This is a genomic window from Parabacteroides merdae ATCC 43184 (assembly GCF_025151215.1).
Lineage (GTDB): Bacteria > Bacteroidota > Bacteroidia > Bacteroidales > Tannerellaceae > Parabacteroides > Parabacteroides merdae.
The window spans coordinates 4101696-4121473 of record NZ_CP102286.1 but is presented as its reverse complement, the minus strand read 5'-3'; the positions used below and the strand labels follow the sequence as shown (position 1 = coordinate 4121473).

Here is a 19778-nt window from a genome sequence, read left to right as displayed (position 1 = left end):
GATCCCGCGTCAAGCGCGGGAACAAAGGATAGTTTTGATACACTTTTCTGCTTTTTTTCTATCTTTACAGCATACCTAAAATAATATAACATGAAGAGCTGGACAATTTTATTAAGTACGTTGTGTTTATTCTCATGCAACCAACAGGAAAATAAATTTGAAAAATATGTAGACCCGCTGATCGGTACAGATATCCGCATCGTACAAGGAAAAGACAAGAACTCGACGGAAGAACGCGGACAAATCATGCCGGCAGTCGGGGTTCCACACGGTATGACCAACTGGGTGGCACAGACACAGGCGACCGAACAGAAATGTCATCCTCCCTACTATTATTTCCAGGATGCAATCCAGGGATTCCGGGCCAGCCACTGGATGAACGGCTCCTGTACACAAGACTACGGCAGCATCACAATTATGCCGCTCAGCAATAAGCTCGAAATAGACCCGGTCAAACGCGCCTCCACTTTCGATCACACTCAGGAAACAGCAACTCCCTCCTATTATTCGGTCGACTTGAACGACTATGACATCCATGCCGAATTGACCGGACTCTCCCGTGCAGGCATCATGCAATTCAGCTTCGAACAGGATGGCGACCACTACATCGTGATCGAACCCAATAGTGATGAAGGTGTCGCCTTCGTCGAAATCGATCCGGAGAAAAAAGAAATTACCGGTTACAACCCCGTACACCGCATCTACCAAGGATACGGTAAGGAAGCCGGATTCAGCGGACATTTCGTGATTCAGCTGAATGAAGAGATTGCCGACTATGGCGTTTGGGACAGCACCACGATCACCCCCGGACGAAAATCGGCAAAAGGACAAAAACATGCTGTCGGAGCTTGGATAAAGCTGACTTCCGATAAGCCGGGGAAAATACTGGTCAAAGTTGCCACTTCCTTTACGAGCATCGACAATGCCCGCAAAAACTTGGCTGCCGAAATTCCGGGATGGAACTTCAACGAAGTGCGACAGGCATCCTCCGACATCTGGAACCAGGCATTGGGGCAAATCGCAGTAAAAGGAAACAACGAAAAAGAAAAGGTCAAATTCTATTCAGCTCTCTACAACGCACACTTCCTGCCCCGCGCGTTCAGCGACGTGGACGGCTCCTATCCGAGATTCGACGGTGACGGACAGATTATGAAGATGGACCACGGAACCTACTATTGCGACTTCTCGCAATGGGATACCTACCGTGCCGTCCACCCTCTGTTTTCTATCCTTACCCCTTCCCGCAACGGAGACATGGCACATTCGCTCGTATTAAAAGGACAGCAGGGCGGCTGGTTGCCCATCTTCCCGTCCTGGAACAGCTACACGGCTGCCATGATCGGTGACCACTGCATCGCCATGATCGGAGACGCCATCGTCAAAGACACTCCGGGTTTTGACTATGAAGAAGCTTACACGCTGATGCGCAAAAACGCTTTCGAGGCCAATCCGGACTCCGGCAGCTATCGCGACGGGAAAGGCCGACGGGCAATGGAGTCTTACCTGAAATACAATTACGTGCCGTTAGAGGATCAAGTAACGGAAGCATTCCACCGTCGTGAACAAGTATCCCGCACACTGGAATATGCCTATGATGATTTTGTCCTTGCACAGGTTGCCAAGAAGTTAGGCAAGACAGACGATTATAAAGCACTCATCAAACGGGCGGAAAACTACCGGAACGTAATCGACCCCGAAACAGGCTATGCCCGTGGACGCCATGCCGACGGAACCTGGATCGAGCCATTCGATCCGTTTGCCTCCACTTCGTTCATCTGTGAAGGGACTCCTTACCACTACACCTGGTATGCTCCCCAGGACATAGCCGGACTGATCCGGCACATGGGCGGAAAAGAACGTTTCATCAACCGTCTGGACAACTTCTTCGAAGGGAACTATTACTGGCATGGCAACGAGCCGGGACACCACATCGCCTATCTTTTCGCTTATGCCGGTGAACCTTGGAAGACACAAAAATGGGTACATGATATCATCAACCGCGAGTATTTCACGACTCCCGACGGACTATCCGGCAACGACGATGCCGGCCAGATGTCATCCTGGCTGGTCTTCAGCATGGTCGGCTTCTATCCGGTCTGTCCGGGCATGCCCTACTACGTGATCGGCAGCCCGTCATTCGAAGAAAGCGTTATCACACTTGAAAACGGCAAGAAATTCACAATCGAAGCCAAAGGGGCATCGGAAAAGAATATCTACATTCAGTCGGCTACCCTTAACGGTCAGCCATACAACAAGAGCTACATCCTCCACAAAGACATCATGAACGGAGGCATCCTTTCGTTCGTCATGGGAGATAGCCCCAATAAAGAATGGGCTTCTTCCGCCGGATCGCTTCCACCTTCAATGGGGTTATAAAGAACGACGCATAAAAAAATCATTTACATATTCCTGCTCTGCCTCACCGTCCTACCAGACACAGGGCAGGAATTTTCAATATAGAGAAGGAAGCGGTAAAAATCGGAAAGGTAATCTACGTGGAATAAATATAGCTTTTCTTTTAAATTTTATTATATTTACGCGCTAATCGATAGGGTATATGGAATATTCAGCAGATTTAAAGGCCTTCAATCAATTATTCGCAGATTATCAAGGACGGTTCATCCGCTTTGCGAATATATATGTGAGGGATATAGCTGTTGCCGAAGATTTCACCATAGAGGCACTGATGCAATACTGGGAAAACCGGAACACGTTAAAGGCAGATTCCAATGTTCCGGCCTATATACTCACGATCATCAAAAACAAATGTATCAACTACCTGCAACATATACAAGTCAGGGAAGATGCCAGCGAACATCTGAAGAATCATGCCGAATGGGAACTGAACACCCGCATCTCCACCCTCGAAGCCTGCAATCCGGAAGAACTGTTTACAGCCGAAGCACAAGAAATCGTGAACAAGACATTGGCCTCCCTGCCGGAACAGACCCGCCGTATCTTCATCATGAGTCGCTACGAAAACAAACCTTACAAAGAGATCGCAGAAACACTCGGTATGACAACCAAAGGCGTGGAATACCATATCGCCCAGGCTCTGAAAAAGTTACATGTCAATCTGAAAGACTACATACCTCTGTTGGTATTCTTATCCTATATGAACTGATCCGGCCTTTCCGCCCATACACGGCTGTCTGGCTTTACTGAGTACCGAAAACAAAAGAGCGCAGAATCATGCGGACTTATCTTACCAATGATGTCCGCATAACTCAGCGCCCTTCCGTATTTATCTGCGTCTGGTAATATCAATCCCGGTACGTTTCCGTCAAGCGATCACCTCAACAATGTTACCATCCGGATCCAAAACAGCTCCTTCATAATAACCGTCACCAGTAATACGCGGCTCGCCTACGATCTTGTAACCGTCCGAACGGAATTGTTCGATCATGGCATCCACCTTCTCTTTCGATCCGGTAGAAAAGGCAAAATGGGCAAGTCCGATGAAGACATCTGCCGTTTCTTTGGTAATATCGGTCCGCTGCATGATTTCAAGTGAAGCCCCTCCCTCGAAAGTGACGAAATAAGAGGCAAAGCCTTTCTTCGGATTCACATACTTCTCGTTGCTTTTCCCGTTGAAATACTTGATATAGAAATCACGCGAACGTTCCAGTTCGTTCGTCCAGATAGCGATATGAGTCAATTGCATATGTTATTCTTATTTACAAATCCGGCAACCGGCACATCTCGCCAGTTCTCCACGAAAACGTTTTTCTACTAATTTATGCAAACGGTCTTTCAAAGCATCCAGACGTACGTAATCGATCACGTCCGCGGTGAAAGCTACGCTTAACAACATGCGTGCCTCGTCACGAGGAATGCCGCGGCTCTGCATATAGAACAAAGCAGTTTCGTCCAACTGTCCGGTGGTCATGCCATGCGAACATTTCACATCGTCGGCATAGATTTCCAACTGAGGTTTGCTGTACATGCGAGCTTCACGGGTCGCACAAAGATTGCGGTTCGTCTGATAGGCCGCAGTCTTCTGTGCATCTTCCTTCACTAAAATACGGCCGCTGAACGCACCGACCGCATGATCGTCCAAAACATTCTTGAACAGTTCGTTGCTAGTACAATAAGGTACGGCATGCGTAATATGGCTATAGGTATCCAGCTGCTGTTCTTTGTCTAGGATCGACATACCGCACAAAGTCGCTTCAGCCTGTTCGCCGTTCAGCTCGATATAATAGTTGTTACGGGTAAGGCCGTTATTCAGCGTGATACCATTCACCAAAACATTACTTCCCGCTTCCTGCTTCACATGCACGGAGGCAAAACGAGTAGTCGACATGCTGCTCTCTTCGAGGTCGTAATAATCGAAGAAGGCACCTTCACCCGCAAAGATCTCGACAACCTGCGTGGCTAAGAACTTAACATCGTCGATGCTATGATCGCACACCAACAGCTTGGCTTCCGAACGAGGCTCCATAATCACCAGGATACGGCGGTTCGCCATCGTGTCTACATCGCTGCGGAAGATATTCACCAACTGGATCGGACGCTCCACTACGACACCTTCCGGCACATAGACCACAAAACCGTCCTGAGCCAACATAGTGTTCAAGGCAACGATACCATCCTTACCGGTTGGTGCCGCCTTGCCATAATAGCGGGAAGCCACTTCGGGATACTTTTCCATGAAAGTACGCATTCCCCCGGCATAAACACCTTCGGGAAGATGGGCTTTCGGTAACATCTTGTCATAGAAAGTATCATTCACCACAAAATAAAGCGAGGTACTCAGGTTGGGGACATCACAACGAAACACGTCGTACGGATTGACCGGGATATCAAGACGATTGATATTCACCCCGTAATCCGGAGCAAAAGCCTGCGCCACATCTGTATATTTATAATCTTCACTCTTCACCGTCGGAAAGCCCAACCGTTCCAAATCAGCCAAAGCCTCTGCACGCGGCAAATTCATCAACCCCGCCGCATGCCGACAAATCAGATCCTCATAATGGGTGAAAAGATCGATATATTGTTGTTCTGCTTTCATTACTATCTAATTTTTTGGCATGGATTACACGGATTTCGCGTGTAATCCGTGCCTAATTATTCTTATTCTTCTCCCATCTCTTTCTTGATCCAGTCGTAGCCTTTTTCTTCGAGTTCGAGAGCCAGTTCGGGACCGGCGGTTTTGACAATACGTCCTTTGTAGAGGACATGGACCACGTCAGGCTTGATATAATCCAGCAGACGTTGGTAGTGCGTGATCACGATAGCCGCATTCTCTGGCGTACGAAGTTGGTTGACACCATTTGCCACGATGCGGAGGGCATCGATATCCAGACCGCTATCCGTCTCATCGAGAATCGCCAGCTTCGGTTCGAGCATTGCCATCTGGAAGATTTCGTTCCGCTTCTTCTCACCACCCGAAAAACCTTCGTTCACGCTGCGGCTCGCCAGCTTATTGTCCAATTCCACAATCGCACGCTTCTCGCGCATCAGCTTCAGGAAGTCGGTAGCCGAAACAGGTTCCAGCCCTTTATATTTACGATGTTCGTTCAAGGCGGCACGCATGAAGTTCACCATGCTGACTCCCGGAATCTCCACCGGATACTGGAAACTCAGGAAAATACCTTCACGGCTACGGTCTTCCGGTTCGAGATCCAACAGGCTCTTACCGTTGAAGATCACCTCCCCTTCCGTTACTTCGAATGCCGGATTACCGACCAACACACTGCTCAAGGTACTTTTCCCGGAACCGTTCGGCCCCATGATGGCGTGTACCTCACCCGCCTTGACAGAAAGGTTGATTCCTTTCAATATCTCTTTGCCATTGATATTGGCATGTAAGTTCTTTATCTCTAACATGACTTTATAATTTATGATTTATGCGATTTATGATTTATGATTTATGATTTATCATCGACGCATAAATCATAAATCATAAATCATAAAATCATCCTACGCTTCCTTCTAAAGAAATAGTCAGCAGCTTCTGTGCCTCCACGGCAAACTCCATAGGGAGCTTGTTCATTACCTCGCGGGCATACCCGTTGACGATCAGACCGACAGCTTCCTCGACCGAGATACCGCGCTGCCGGCAATAGAACAACTGTTCTTCGCTGATCTTGCTCGTCGTCGCTTCGTGTTCCACTACCGCCGTCTCGTTCTGGATATCGGCATAGGGGAAGGTATGGGCACCGCAAGTCGAACTAAGCAACAGGCTGTCGCACTGGCTATGATTACGGGCGCCTTCGGCACGGGGAGAAACTTTCACCAAGCCGCGATAGCTGTTCTGGCTATGCCCGGCGGAGATACCTTTCGAGACGATCGTACTGCGAGTATTCCGTCCAAGGTGGATCATCTTCGTACCGGTGTCGGCCTGCTGGTAATTGTTGGTGACGGCCACCGAGTAGAACTCGCCTACCGAATTATCACCGGCCAGAATACAGCTTGGGTATTTCCAGGTAATAGCGGAACCAGTCTCCACCTGTGTCCAAGAGATCTTGCTCCCTTCGCCCTTGCACAGTCCGCGTTTAGTCACGAAGTTGTAGATACCTCCCTTTCCATCCTTGTCACCCGGATACCAGTTCTGAACGGTGGAATATTTCACTTCGGCCCGTTCATGCGCTACGATTTCGACGATAGCCGCATGAAGCTGGTTCTCATCGCGCATCGGGGCGGTACAACCTTCAAGGTAACTGACATAGGCTTCATCATCCGCCACAATCAATGTACGTTCGAACTGTCCGGTATTGGCCGCATTGATACGGAAATAGGTAGAAAGCTCCATCGGACAACGCACGCCTTTCGGGATATAGACAAACGAACCGTCCGAAAACACCGCCGAATTCAATGCGGCAAAGAAATTATCACGATAACTGACCACGCTTCCCAGATATTTCTGGACCAAATCGGGATGATGCTGGACGGCTTCGCTGAAAGAACAGAAGATAATGCCCTTCTCAGCAAGCGTCTCCTTGAATGTTGTCTTTACGGAGACGCTGTCCATCACTGCATCGACCGCCATCCCGCTAAGCTGCGCACGTTCGTGCAGAGGAATACCCAGTTTGTCGAAAGTCTTCATCAGTTCCGGATCGACCTCATCCAGGCTCTTCGGGCCTTCCTTCTTCTTCGGAGCGGCATAGTAGATGATATCTTGATAGTCGATCGGCGGGATATTCAGGTGAGGCCATGTCGGCATCTCCAGTGTCTGCCAATGGCGGAAGGCTTTCAAGCGGAACTCAAGCAGCCATTCCGGTTCATTCTTCTTGGCGGAAATAATACGAACAGTCTCTTCATCCAATCCGCGATGAATCACCTCCGTATCTATATCGGTAACGAATCCGTACTTATAATCACCGGTCGTCACCTCATTTAGTATGTCGTTTGAATCTTCCATTATACATTAAATATATTGTTCAAATTATGAAACCTATTCCTCCTTAAAAAACAAATTTTGGAAGTAAATGGTTGGGATTATTTCTTTGACTGAATTATAAAAACGGGATTCGACCTTTGCCTGACGCGGGATCAGGACCGATCCCTTGTCTATCATCTCCATACTGTTCAGCAGAAGGCTGACAAACGCCATCATAAAGCAAAGCCCCAAGACACCACCCACCAAATGGTTCAGGACGCTCAACGGCGTCGCTCCCACGACACGAGTCAGAATCTCACCCGCCAGCAATATGACACCCACGATCAACAGGAAACCCGCCACGTAGCTGAGCACCGTCACTCCTTGTTCGGGAAACCAGCCCAATGCCAATATATATCCACGCAGCCAAAGTGCCGCCTTCGTACAAAAAAAGATCCCGACCAAAAGGGCTATAAGCGAAACAACCTGTTTGATGACTCCATCAAACAGGCCTTTCACAAATCCTATTCCTGCCAGACATAGCAATGTAATGTCCAACCAGTTCATGTTTACAATGTCTTCTTGATTTCCGTTTCTTCGTATGCCTCGATGATATCACCAACCTGAATATCATTGTAGTTGACAATGTTCAAACCACAATCCAAACCGGCAACCACTTCCTTCACATCATCCTTGAAACGTTTCAAAGATTCCAACTCTCCGGAATGAACCACGATACCGTCACGGATCACGCGCACCTTGTTCGAACGCTTGATCTTACCTTCACGTACCATACACCCGGCAATCGTACCCACTTTCGTGATCTTGAAGACCTGAAGCACTTCCACGTTCGCAGTGATCTCTTCCTTGATTTCCGGTGAAAGCATACCTTCCATAGCGCTCTTCACTTCTTCGATCGCATCATAGATAATCGAGTACAGACGGATTTCAACTCCCTCTTTCTCTGCCAGGCGGCGTGCAGGCAATGCCGGGCGCACCTGGAATCCGATAATAATCGCATCAGAAGCGGCAGCCAGTACGACATCCGATTCGGAGATCTGACCGACAGCCTTGTGGATCACGTTCACCTGGATTTCCTCTGTAGACAGACGGATCAGGGAGTCTGACAACGCTTCTACGGAACCGTCCACGTCACCCTTCACAATCACGTTCAGTTCTTGGAAGTTTCCGACTGCGATACGGCGACCGATATCATCCAGCGTAAGCATCTTCTGCGTACGTAGGCCCAACTCACGCTGCAACTGTTCGCGACGGTTGGCAATTTCGCGGGCTTCCTGGTCTGTTTCCAGTACGTTGAACGTATCGCCAGCCTGCGGAGCACCGTTCAGACCGAGGATCAGAGCCGGTTCGGAAGGACCAGCCTTTTCGATACGCTGGTTACGTTCGTTGAACATCGCTTTTACGCGACCGAAATGGGTTCCGGCCAGTACGATGTCACCGACCTTCAGTGTTCCGTTTTCAACCAACACGGTAGAAACATATCCACGTCCTTTGTCAAGTGAAGATTCGATGATGGAACCAACAGCACGTCTCTTCGGATTAGCCTTCAAGTCGAGCAAATCGGCTTCCAACAATACTTTTTCCAACAAGTCCTCCACACCGATACCTTTCTTGGCTGAAATTTCCTGGCTCTGGTACTTACCTCCCCAGTCTTCAACCAAATAATTCATGTTAGCCAGTTCCTCCTTGATCTTGTCAGGATTGGCATGAGGCTTGTCGATCTTATTGATAGCAAATACGATAGGTACACCAGCAGCCGAAGCATGGTTGATCGCTTCGACAGTCTGTGGCATGACATTATCGTCGGCAGCCACAATGATAATCGCGATATCCGTCACCTTGGCACCACGGGCACGCATGGCGGTAAAAGCCTCATGGCCCGGCGTATCCAGGAACGTGATACGACGCCCGCTCTGCAACTTCACGTTGTAAGCACCGATGTGCTGCGTGATACCTCCTGCCTCACCGGCAATTACGTTTGCATTACGGATATTATCCAACAAAGAGGTCTTACCGTGGTCAACGTGTCCCATCACAGTCACGATAGGAGGACGCGCCACCCAGTCTTCTTCGTTGTCGTCTTCTTCGTCGGCCTTGATGGCTTCCACCACTTCGGCACTTACATATTCGGTCTGGAAACCGAATTCTTCAGCTACGATATTAATTGTTTCCGCATCCAGACGCTGGTTAATGGAAACCATGATACCGATACTCATACAAGTACCGATAACCTGCGTCACAGGAACGTCCATCATGTTGGCAAGGTCATTGGCAGTCACAAACTCCGTCAGCTTCAACACCTTGCTTTCCATTTCTTCCTGTTCCATCAGTTCGTGTTCACGCTTCTGGATGGCATCGCGTTTGTCGCGACGGTACTTGGCACCTTTATTATTCTTATTTCCCTTGTTGGTCAGACGGGCCAAGGTTTCCTTTACCTGCTTCTGTACATCTTCCTCGCTGATTTCCGCCTTCACCGGCTTGCGTAGGCGCGGCTTGCGATCATCGTTCGGACGTGACGGGCGTGCATTAGTTCCCGGCGTATTGTTCACATCTACGCGGTCTTTCTTGATACGGTTACGTTTTTTCTTTGCATCCGTACCGCCTTCTCCCGGTTTGACAGGAGCACCTGGTCTTGCCGTTCCGTCTTTCGGTCCTTTATTGAAAAGCCCGTTACCCGACTGTTGCCCCGCTTTGTTACCGGCGAACTTCTCGCGCTTGTCTTCCCGCTCTTTCTTGCGTTCCTCCTTCGTCTTTTTCTTCGGACGGGTAGACTGATTCAACGCGTTCAGATCTATCTTCCCTGTCACCTTGATTTTCGACTCGAACTTCGGAGTATTCAACCGGAATAATCCCTCGTCAGAATCGTTGCCGGCAGATGCCGCCGGTTCTGCAGTCGTCGCAGTCGTTGACTCTACATTTGCAGTTTTCGGCTCCTGTACAGGCTCCGGTTTCATCACTTCTGCTGGTTCCTTTTCCACTACTATAACTTTTTCTTCTTTTATCTCCTCTGGCTGCTGTTTCATTTCCGGGATTTTCACTTCAGGCATTTCCACCTCAGGTGCCTTTACTTCGGGGGTTTTCACCTCCTCAACCGGAGCATCAGCAGTTTTTGCAGCAGTGGCCGCCTCCACAGGCTTCTCCACTTTCTTTTCCACAGGAACGGAAACAGGCTGATGCTGCACCTCCTGCACTTTTTTATGCGGTCTGTCCAGATCGATCCGACCCTTCGTCACAATTTTAGGTCTGAATTCTTCCGGTATTACAGTCTTTATTTCCGAACTCTTTTCTTCTTTCACAGAAGAAGCTTCCCTGTGAGAGCGTTCGGGCACGACCCGTTCACGCTCACGTCCGCCGTTCGGTAAATCTTTTCCAAACTCTTTTACGAGCAAAGCATACTGTTCATCACCGATTCGCGTGTTGGGATTGTTATCCTCAACCTCGAACCCTTTCTTGCGTAGAAACTCAACAACCGTGTTGATTCCTACATTTAATTTTCTCTGTACTTGTATTAATTTTATGGGCATATCAAACTTTGTCGTAATACTTATTCTTGAGGTTCTCCCTCTTCTTCTTCAAATTCGGCAGATAAGATAGCAAGTACCTCGTCAACAGTCTGTTCTTCGAGGTCGGCACGTTCTACAATCTCTTCGCGGTTCATAGCCAATACGCTCTTCGCCGTGTAGCACCCGATATTCTTCAGTGCTTCGATTACCCAGCTGTCAATTTCGTCCGAGAATTCATCCAAATAGATATCCTCTTCATCTGCACCTTCCACATCGCGGAAGACATCGATGGCGTATTCGGTCAGCATACAGGCAAGCTTGATATTCAAACCACCTTTACCGATAGCCAATGAAACTTCTTCAGGACGAAGATAAACCTCTGCCTTATGTTCTTCTTCGTTCACTCGTATAGAGGAAATTTTTGCCGGGCTTAATGCACGCTGGATAAACAGCGATATATTGGATGTATAATTAATAACATCGATGTTCTCGTTTCTCAGCTCGCGAACGATACCATGGATACGGGAACCTTTCATTCCGACGCAAGCGCCGACCGGGTCGATACGGTCATCGTACGACTCAACGGCCACTTTTGCTCTCTCTCCCGGAATACGGGCAATCGCCTTGATGGTGATCAGACCATCGTTGATTTCCGGAACTTCAAGTTCGAACAAACGCTGCAGGAACAATTTGTCTGTACGGGAAAGGATGATCTTCGGATTGTTGTTATAGTTATCCACCCGCTGTACGATAGCACGCACGGTTTCACCTTTACGGTAAAAATCAGTCGGGATCTGTTCTGTTTTCGGGAGCAGCAACTCATTACCCTCGTCATCCAACAACAGGATCTCCTTCTTCCATACCTGGTAAACATCGGCTGCGATGATATTGCCGATTTTATCCTTATACTTAGCAAACAAACTGTCTTTCTGCAATTCAAGTATTTTTGAAGCCAACGTCTGGCGCAGGTTCAGGATGGCACGACGTCCGAAATCGGCAAAATGCACTTCATCAGTCACCTCTTCGCCCACTTCACAGTCGGCATCGATCTTACGGGCCTCGGTCAGTGTCAGCTGAAGATTCTCGTCCTCCAGTTCGTCATCGGCGACAACCGTACGGTTTCTCCAGATTTCGAAGTCACCTTTTTCCGGGTTGATAATTACATCGTAATTTTCATCCGTACCGAACATTTTAGCGATCACGTTGCGGAATGAGTCTTCCAACACGCTGATCATCGTATCTTTATCTATATTTTTCAACTCCTTGAACTCAGCAAGTGTGTCAATCATACTGATTGTTTCCTCTTTCTTGGCCATAATCTTTTTACTTGAATCTTATTAGGTATTTTGTATATTTTATTTCATCGAATGTATATGACTGGTCTTCCCGGACAGTCACTTTACGCTTGGCTCCTTCGGGCTTCACTTGTTTTTCAACAGTGACCACCACCCCGTTTTCGTCGGCCGATTTCAATACGCCGGTCAACTTCGTACCGCTTTTAAGCAGCATTTCCACTTCGTTACCTATATTTTTCACATACTGGCGAAGCACTTTAAACGGAGATGTTATCCCTGCGGAACCGACTTCCAGTTCGAAGTCTTCCACATCACGGTCCAGGTGACCTTCCACATAGCGGCTCAACTCAGCGCAATCGTCGATACAAACACCCTCATCATTATCTATTTCTATGATAATCAGGTTACCTGGTTTTATTACTACATCCACTAAATAATTGCCGGAAGAAGCTAATTTCTCTTCTACCAACTGACTTATCACGTCCTTTTCAATCATATACATACAGTTAAGAACAAAAGAAGGGGACTGCCCGCCCCCTCCTCATCTTCGCTTAATCGTCTGCAAATATACAAATAATCAGTGAGTTTTCAAATAAATATATATTTTTTCTGCATGTTAAGAGATTTATCGCGTACATTTATACTTAATATGTCAAAAGTAAGCATATATCAGAACATTTGGTCATTACCCGTTTTTTTCGTTCCTTTGCCCTCGAATATAAGGGGTGCTTGCCGGAATGACGCCCAAAAACAGGAAGGCTGGCTGAGATTATACCCATTGAACCTGTACGGGTAATGCCGACGAAGGGAAAAAAGTGTATCTTCAGTAAAAACAGTCCACCTCTGCTATTCCTTTTAAAATTCAGGTTATCAAAAAGAAAAAGGATGAAAAGTGTTCTTATTATTGCCTCAACATTAATGGCATTGTCGGCGGAAGGCAAAACGACCGGACCGGCCGATTCTCTGAAAATCTCAAAAGACATCTCGCTGGACGAAGTGGTCGTCACCGCAACCAAAGTAGCCAAAGGGACACCGGTTGCCTACAGCGAACTGACAAAGGACGAGCTGAATCGTCGGAACGACGGACAAGGCATCCCCTTCCTGATCCTCCAATCGCCGTCCGTAATCATGACGTCAGATGCAGGGACAGGTATCGGCTATTCCGGTTTCCGCATCCGGGGGACGGATGCCAACCGTATCAACATCACAGTCAATGGAGTACCGGTAAACGACTCCGAGTCACACACGGTCTTCTGGGTGAACATGCCAGACTTTGCCTCTTCGGTCGATAATATCCAGATACAACGCGGAGCCGGGACCTCGACCAACGGGGCAGCCGCCTTCGGAGCAACCGTCGCCATGCAGACGCAGAAATCGGAGTTGAAACCTTATGCCGAATATTCGGTCTCGGCCGGATCGTTCGGGACAGTCAAGAACACTGTCAAGCTCGGAACCGGGCTTCTACAGGACCATTTCGTTTTCGATGCCCGCTATTCCAATATCCAGAGCGACGGATACATCGACCGAGCCAAGGCCAACATGCACTCTTACTTTGCTTCGGCGGCTTACTACGGAAACAACACGCTGATTCGCTTCCAGACTTTCGGCAGCATCGAGAAGACCTACCAGGCATGGACCGGCGTCCCTTCCTATCTGCTAGATTCAGACCGCACCTACAACCCTTGCGGGGAATATAAAGAAGACGGGGTCACCAAATATTACAAGAACCAAACAGACAATTACCGGCAGCAGAACTACCACCTGACAGCCAGCCAGCGCCTGAGCGATCTGTGGAACATGAACCTGACACTCCATTACACACATGGGGCAGGCTATTATGAAGATTATAAAGGAGGAGCCAAAGTCAAGGACTACAAACTGCCCCCATATATCGACAGCCAGGGAGACACCATCGCCAAGACGGACCTCGTCCGCCGCAAGTGGCTGGAAAACGACTTCTACGGAGCGATCTACAGCGCCAACTATCGGGGAGAGCGTTTGCAATTCTCAGCCGGAGCCGCCATCAACCGTTACGACGGCGACCACTTCGGGCGTGTCATGTGGGCGAAACAATCGAACAACCTTCCCGAACCGGACTACGAATATTACCGTAACACGGGTGACAAACTGGATTATAATATGTATGCCAAGGCCAATTACCAGCTCCATCCCAACCTGAACGGTTATCTGGACATGCAGTACCGGGGCATCCACTACACGATCGAAGGCAGCGACGACAAAGCCGGCGACCACGTGAATGTCGACAAGCACTGGAACTTCTTCAACCCCAAGGCGGGCATTAACTTCCAGAAGGGAGGCCACAACGCGTTCGTCTCGTTCTCGGTAGCCAACCGCGAACCAAACCGGGACAACTTCACCGAGGCCGGCCGGGACGAACGCCCGCAGCACGAGACGCTCTACGACTATGAAGCGGGTTACGGTTTCGGAAACTCCCGTTTCCATGTCGGCGCCAATCTTTACTTCATGGATTACAGCAACCAGCTGATCCTGACCGGCAAGATCAGCGAAATCGGCGAAGCCCTCACTTCCAATATCAAAGACAGCTACCGGATGGGAATAGAACTCACGGGAGGCGTGGAAATCGCCCGCTGGCTGGACTGGAGCGGAAACCTGACACTCAGCCGGAACAAGATCAAGAACTTCATCGAAAGCATCGAGGTTTACGATGCCGACTGGAACTTCCTACGCGAGGACCACAACGACTTAGGGACAACCGACATCGCCTTTTCGCCAGACATCATCGCCAACAGCATGTTCAATTTCAGCTGGAAACAATTCAGCGCAAGTTTCAACTCCCAGTTTGTCGGCCGCCAGTATATCGACAACACCTCTTGCAAAGACCGTTCCATCGATCCCTATTTCGTCAGCAACCTGCGTGTCGGCTACGTTTTCAAACCGAAGTTTATGAAGGAGATCGCCCTCGATGTCACGATCAACAATTTGTTCAACGAGCAATACGAAACCAATGCATGGGTATACTCGGCAATGGTCGACGGCGAACGTTACAAAGAAGACGGCTATTTCACCCAGGCGGGAACAAACGCAATGGCACGGGTAACATTCAAATTCTAAATGATGGAACAATTACTGGAATATTTCGGAGTACTGACCGGCCTGCTTTATCTCTTTCTGGAGATAAGGCAGCATCGTGCCATGTGGGTTGTCGGCTTCCTGACTTCCCTTGTCTATGTTTTTGTCTTTTTCTTTTCAAAGATATATGCGGATATGGGATTGAACATCTATTATGTAGCCATCAGCATATACGGTTTCTGGCAATGGACACGCAGCAAGGGCAGGCAAGAACAAACAGCGGAAGACATAGAGACAGCTCCTCAGGAGGTAATCCTCTACCGCAATATGACACTCCGTCTTTTTGCCGGGATCAGCTTTTCCATCGTCGCCCTGTTTGCGTTACTCTATTATGTCCTGCATTATTTCACCGATTCGCCGATACCGGCAGGCGATGCTTTTACCACCGCCGTCGGAATCGTCGCCACTTGGATGCTGGCACGCCGGATCGTCGAGCACTGGATCTTCTGGATCGTCGTCAACTGCGTGTCCGTCTATCTTTATTACCTGCGTGGGCTCTATCCCACAATGTTTCTCTATATTTGCTACGCCATACTGGCGGCAGCCGGATTATACACTTGGAAAAAGAAAGGAATAAGAACAAATGATAGCACCTTATAATTGCGTAGTCGTGGCAAACGGCCGTTTTCCGCAAACAGCTTTACCGCTTCATCTTCTGCATCAAGCCTCCGTCGTCATCGCTTGTGACGGAGCCGTCGAGGCGTTGGATAAAGCAGGCATCACTCCGACAGCGATTGTCGGAGACCTCGACAGTATCCCATCCCGTTTTCGTGAACAGTATGCCGACCGCATCCATATCGTAGAGGACCAGGAAATAAACGACCTGACAAAATCCGTCCGCTTCGCCCACCGGTCCGGGCAGCAGGAAGTTCTGATATTAGGAGCTACCGGGCTGCGCGAAGACCATACGTTAGGCAATATCTCGTTGCTGATGGACTACGCCCCGCTGTTCCAACGGATAGAGATGCTTTCAGACTATGGGATCTTCACTCCTATCCTTCAAACGACAACACTGGAAAGTAAACCCGGAACCCAAGTGTCCCTTTTCTCGCTCGCCCCTTCCGGCACGATTTCCACCACCGGGCTGCGCTGGCCCATCCGCAACCGCCGGCTGACAGCCTGGTGGCAAGGCACGTTAAACGAGGCAACCGGTAACAACTTCACCGTCACCCTCTCTGCGGATGCCCGGATCATAGTTTACCGCACCCTCCAAATAATGTAGTTCAATTTTGGCAGATGTAAATCATCATTTGTATGTTTCAAATATTCTTATAATAAAAAGTCCCGAAGGGGATCTTTCGATCAGCCTTCGGGACAAAATACACCCTCAATTTTACAACTTAGTATTTATTCAAGCCTCACGGCTGTTTAATAAAAATGCTATTCAACAACCTGTCACGCAGGCAGCTTATTCAATTGAGAAGCTTTCCATTCGGGAAAACCATCAATATCGTCATACATGTGGAACTGCAACTTGTCATCCGCCACCCTCTTCAACTCCATTTTAGGAGCCAGTGGCAAACACATGTCATCCACTGCAAACAGTGCTTTCAACAAAACCACATCGTACCCCTCGCGGATTACTTCTTTCTGTAGTATCACCGGCACATTCAATTTGGCCAGATAATAAGCAGAACGTTCATACGCGCACCATGAATCGCCTTCGAGATATAAGTAGACACCATGCAGGTTGTCTATCTCGTTCATCAGAACCTTTTCGACATCCACTATACGTTCCATAATCTTAATAATTTAAATTCTCAATCTCCTATATGCAAACTCCATATTACAAAGATATGGGTTAATGCCGCAAAGGTTGCACTGTAAAAGTCTCAATCTTACTACTCAAAGCTATCAAAGAGCTGATTATCGGCCTCTTTCTTACGCAACTCGTCCAAATTGGCCGCTGCTTCCTTCACACCGGCAGCTTTTGCCTGTTCCAGCAGTTTTCCTGCCTCGTCCAGATTCCCATCCAGCAGGTTCAGGACACCACGCGCATGGATGGCTTCGGGGCTATTGCCGGCCTTAGCCAGATAAGTACGGGCCGCATCCAAATCGTTCTTCGACAATGCGATATTGGCGGCGTTCAGATTGGCGACAGGATCGTCGCTGTACATGCGGACCGCAATCTCGAACACTTCATTATATTCCTTGCTTCCGATCTCGTAGCTGTTGGCCACCGCGAACATTTCGCTCAAACTCAACTGCTGCGGACGCGTCTTGATAATCTCGCGTCCTTCTTCGACCGTAAAGAAACGCACCTGGTAAGCGACACGGTAATCGGAACGGCGCAACGAAGGATAGATATTCTTCAATACATAACGGTAAGGAGCCCCTCCGTCCAAAGCAGCCAGCCTGGCGTCTTTCTTGTCCGGCTCGTCATTGCTGTTGATGATAGCCAGCACAGCCTCACGCGAAGGAACGCTCCGGTCGGCCTCTACTTTTGCTTTCAGGCCTTCCCAATCTTCTGAACCGTTATCTAACGTGAACAGCTCCGGTTTGAAGTCGTGTTTCTTCCGTATATATTCGGCAAGCGCTTTCACACGATTGCCGGCCAGGACCGTATTGGACTTGTAGCTGCCTTCGGGCGACGCAAAACCTTTCAGGATAATGCCTTCAAGCGTGATGTTCTTATCGTTTACGACCGTACTGACCGTATTGTCGATCTTCGCCAGTTCCAGCGCATTGTTACGGAAATCCGGCAGGATCGCATATTTTCCCACCTGGAAGTCCAGATAAGCAGTCCCCACCTCGGCACGATGTTTTACCGTTTCCGCTTCCGGAGAGATATAAGCCAGGGTAGGCTGCACCTCATACCGCTTGTCGGGACGGGTCAGGACCTTGTCGGCCATCACGAGCAGAGCACCCTGTTCCTCTTTTCCACAACCGCACATGTTCGGGATCAGCACGAAGCGAGCGTCTTTCATCCACGGCTCAAACGGGATTACCGTCTTATAGTTGATGACGCTTTCGCTCTTTCCGGCCTGCACGACCAAAAAGCGGGGTTCATCCTGCAAGTTGTTCAAAGCGATCTCGCGGTCATACACTTTCTGACTGATCCGTCCGTTCAGCAGGATGGAAGGCAGCCCTTCCTTCTGCGAAGCCGATTCCAAGACCGGTGTCAGGGAGAGGTTATCGCGAGATTTGATCCGGCTACCGTCGACCGTGATCACGGCGTCGATCACCAATTCGTTCCCTTTTTGTTTCAGTTCGTTACAAACCACTTTTACCGGGGCCTGAGCCAGGATAGCCGGCGAAACGACAGCCAGCAAAGCTGCTGCCATATATATTTTCATTGTTTTCTTCATCGCTCCGATTATTTAATAAAGTAAATAATAGAAAGAGCAGCCTTCGTCACTCCGAAATAGTCTTTCGTTTCGCTCTTCTGAACCGTACCGCACGATGCGCACGGATATTTATCATAGTCCAGATGCGCCCATCCGACACCGATCACAGCCTCCATGCTCCAACGGTTGCTCAGCAGCCATTGGTAACCATAGGACAAGCCGGCTCCGTAGAGGTTGCCCTGATAACGATAATTCTCCATATTTTTACTCAGGAATTTGATCCCGCCGACATTATAATCGGCATAATGGGCATGCACTCCGAGAAAATGGCCGTTAAACTTCTCACATAACCAATAACGCGCTTCCGGCTGAACCATCCAATGTTTCCAACGCATGTCGTCGCCAAACTTCCATCCGTTGTAGTTACCGGACAAGTCCAGTGTCCACTTCTTGCTCAATCCCATTTCAACACCGAGGTTGATCGTTGCAGTCACGTCGTACAGCAAGTTTGACTTTACCGCAAACTTCTGCCCATAAACATTCGTCATGCCGGCTAGAAGCAAAAAGAGGAAAAGTACTTTTTTCATACACTTCATTTTTAATTATCTTTCGTTTTTCTATCCCATGTTAAACAGCAAAGGGGATAATACAGTTTATCCCGACACAAAAATAGAATAAGTCTTTACCACGCGCGGTAGGTGCTCGTTTCAAGTTTCACGGGCAAAGCTACCAAGAACGGACCGCGTGATATAAATACCGACGAAAAAAGGACAAGACGATAGAAATACCGATTAACACACGGAAATATTATCATATCGATTCATTTCTCCGACTCCCTCTCGAAACGCGCCCATTTGAGTTTTTTATTGACGACCTCCGAAGTGCGGACATGCATGCCCTTTACGAAAATGGATTCGGCTCGGATTTCGTTGATGCGGTCTACACGACGGTATTTGGCGGAGATACCGAAAGTGCAAAAATCGTTCAGGCAGACATCGTAACCATCTTTCAACCGATCTATAATATAGTCTTCCATCAGCATCCACGAACGTGCCAGTTCCGAACGGAGGGAAGACGAACCGTGCGATATTTCTTCAAACATCCGCTCTTTGTTTATTGTGCCACGGCTGACTACTTTGGGATAAAAACCCGTTACTTTCTCGCTGTCCTCATTCAGGTTATCATAAATGGGGACAAATCTGTATTGTATACTCATACTATATTATTTTTATAA

The 19778-nt window shown here is 48.6% G+C and carries 17 protein-coding genes; 5 read left to right on the top strand and 12 right to left on the bottom strand.

What is annotated here, in order from left to right:
* The first annotated feature begins 90 nt into the window (after positions 1–90).
* Both NQ542_RS16715 and NQ542_RS16710 read left to right on the top strand, forming a co-directional pair.
* Positions 91–2376 carry a GH92 family glycosyl hydrolase gene (locus NQ542_RS16715; protein ID WP_005637570.1) on the top strand — a complete coding sequence of 762 codons (2286 nt, stop codon included), beginning with the start codon at positions 91–93 and terminating at the stop codon, positions 2374–2376.
* A gap of 181 nt (positions 2377–2557) precedes the next feature.
* Positions 2558–3124, top strand: a complete 567-nt coding sequence (locus tag NQ542_RS16710) for an RNA polymerase sigma-70 factor (protein ID WP_005637572.1) — start codon at positions 2558–2560, stop codon at positions 3122–3124.
* Positions 3125–3283: 159 nt separating this feature from the next.
* Here NQ542_RS16710 and NQ542_RS16705 read toward each other — a convergent pair whose 3' ends face one another.
* The 8 genes from NQ542_RS16705 to rimP form a co-directional block, all read right to left on the bottom strand.
* A complete protein-coding gene (locus NQ542_RS16705; RefSeq protein WP_005637574.1) occupies positions 3284–3664 on the bottom strand; it encodes a VOC family protein in 381 nt (126 codons plus the stop codon).
* Positions 3665–3673: 9 nt separating this feature from the next.
* A complete protein-coding gene (gene sufD / locus NQ542_RS16700) occupies positions 3674–5017 on the bottom strand; it encodes a Fe-S cluster assembly protein SufD (protein WP_005637576.1) in 1344 nt (447 codons plus the stop codon).
* Positions 5018–5079: 62 nt separating this feature from the next.
* Positions 5080–5835, bottom strand: coding sequence for a Fe-S cluster assembly ATPase SufC (gene sufC / locus NQ542_RS16695; protein WP_005637578.1), 756 nt, complete (start codon positions 5833–5835; stop codon positions 5080–5082).
* Between the two features lie 88 nt (positions 5836–5923).
* Positions 5924–7369: a Fe-S cluster assembly protein SufB gene (gene sufB / locus NQ542_RS16690; protein WP_005637579.1), complete on the bottom strand. Its 1446-nt coding sequence runs from the start codon at positions 7367–7369 to the stop codon at positions 5924–5926.
* 33 nt (positions 7370–7402) lie between these two features.
* A complete protein-coding gene (locus NQ542_RS16685; RefSeq protein WP_005637581.1) occupies positions 7403–7894 on the bottom strand; it encodes a CvpA family protein in 492 nt (163 codons plus the stop codon).
* Positions 7895–7896: 2 nt separating this feature from the next.
* Entirely contained in the window at positions 7897–10872 is a 2976-nt protein-coding gene (gene infB / locus NQ542_RS16680) for a translation initiation factor IF-2 (protein ID WP_005637583.1), read from the bottom strand.
* A gap of 20 nt (positions 10873–10892) precedes the next feature.
* The gene (nusA, locus tag NQ542_RS16675; RefSeq protein WP_005637585.1) at positions 10893–12167 is read right to left on the bottom strand and encodes a transcription termination factor NusA; all 1275 of its coding nucleotides are present in this window, start codon (positions 12165–12167) and stop codon (positions 10893–10895) included.
* 7 nt (positions 12168–12174) lie between these two features.
* Positions 12175–12642, bottom strand: coding sequence for a ribosome assembly cofactor RimP (gene rimP, locus NQ542_RS16670; protein ID WP_172676530.1), 468 nt, complete (start codon positions 12640–12642; stop codon positions 12175–12177).
* A gap of 389 nt (positions 12643–13031) precedes the next feature.
* Between rimP and NQ542_RS16665 the strand changes: the two genes are divergently transcribed.
* Genes NQ542_RS16665 through NQ542_RS16655 form a run of 3 tightly spaced genes read left to right on the top strand, consistent with a single transcriptional unit; the run spans position 13032 to position 16479 of the window.
* Positions 13032–15239 carry a TonB-dependent receptor gene (locus NQ542_RS16665; RefSeq protein ID WP_039849966.1) on the top strand — a complete coding sequence of 736 codons (2208 nt, stop codon included), beginning with the start codon at positions 13032–13034 and terminating at the stop codon, positions 15237–15239.
* Between the two features lie 3 nt (positions 15240–15242).
* A complete protein-coding gene (gene pnuC, locus NQ542_RS16660; RefSeq protein ID WP_005646935.1) occupies positions 15243–15857 on the top strand; it encodes a nicotinamide riboside transporter PnuC in 615 nt (204 codons plus the stop codon).
* Positions 15841–16479 carry a thiamine diphosphokinase gene (locus tag NQ542_RS16655; RefSeq protein WP_005637592.1) on the top strand — a complete coding sequence of 213 codons (639 nt, stop codon included), beginning with the start codon at positions 15841–15843 and terminating at the stop codon, positions 16477–16479. The genes pnuC and NQ542_RS16655 overlap by 17 nt, the downstream gene beginning before the upstream one ends.
* A 173-nt stretch (positions 16480–16652) precedes the next feature.
* On the opposite strand, the gene NQ542_RS16650 is transcribed toward NQ542_RS16655, so the two are convergent.
* The 4 genes from NQ542_RS16650 to NQ542_RS16635 form a co-directional block, all read right to left on the bottom strand.
* Complete coding sequence (locus tag NQ542_RS16650) at positions 16653–16997, bottom strand: hypothetical protein (RefSeq protein ID WP_005637594.1); 345 nt, start codon at positions 16995–16997, stop codon at positions 16653–16655.
* 101 nt (positions 16998–17098) lie between these two features.
* Positions 17099–18565: a DUF3868 domain-containing protein gene (locus NQ542_RS16645; protein ID WP_005637596.1), complete on the bottom strand. Its 1467-nt coding sequence runs from the start codon at positions 18563–18565 to the stop codon at positions 17099–17101.
* An 8-nt stretch (positions 18566–18573) separates the two neighbouring features.
* Complete coding sequence (locus NQ542_RS16640; RefSeq protein WP_039849979.1) at positions 18574–19131, bottom strand: DUF3575 domain-containing protein; 558 nt, start codon at positions 19129–19131, stop codon at positions 18574–18576.
* Positions 19132–19364: 233 nt separating this feature from the next.
* Positions 19365–19760 carry an HU family DNA-binding protein gene (locus tag NQ542_RS16635; RefSeq protein WP_005637603.1) on the bottom strand — a complete coding sequence of 132 codons (396 nt, stop codon included), beginning with the start codon at positions 19758–19760 and terminating at the stop codon, positions 19365–19367.
* Positions 19761–19778: the final 18 nt, after the last annotated feature.